The sequence below is a fragment of the Micromonospora sp. LOL_015 genome (genome assembly GCF_048060275.1).
GTDB lineage: Bacteria > Actinomycetota > Actinomycetes > Mycobacteriales > Micromonosporaceae > Micromonospora_E.
Genome location: NZ_JBHMIO010000214.1, coordinates 1 through 330, shown reverse-complemented (window position 1 = coordinate 330; position 330 = coordinate 1). Strand labels below are relative to the sequence as shown.

Genomic DNA, 330 nt, shown 5'->3' with positions numbered 1-330 from the left:
CGGCGCGTCGGTCCCGTAGTCGCACGAACAGGGCGTGGTACTTGCGGTGCAGCTTGTCGGTTCGGTCGGCGGTGGCCTCGGCGCCGAGCACGACGGCCGAGCGCAGCAGGTGGGTCTGTTCGGCCAGGTCGGCCGGGTCGGGTTCACCGCCGTCGGCGCGGGCCGTGACCGTCAGGCGGTTCAGTCGCCGCAGGGCGTCGATGGCCTGGCCGGCGAGGTCGGCGACCTGCCCGGTGGCGGTGTCGACCACGTAGACCAGTTCGCGTAGGACGTGGGCGTTGCACAGGGCGTGGACCGCGTCGGTGTAGGTGTCGTACGGGGCCCACGCGT

General features: G+C 72.7%; 1 protein-coding gene. It reads right to left on the bottom strand.

Going from position 1 to position 330, the window contains the following annotated elements:
• On the bottom strand, positions 1-330 hold a 330-nt coding region (locus tag ACFHWU_RS29545; protein WP_416592357.1), incomplete at both ends, for an IS66 family transposase.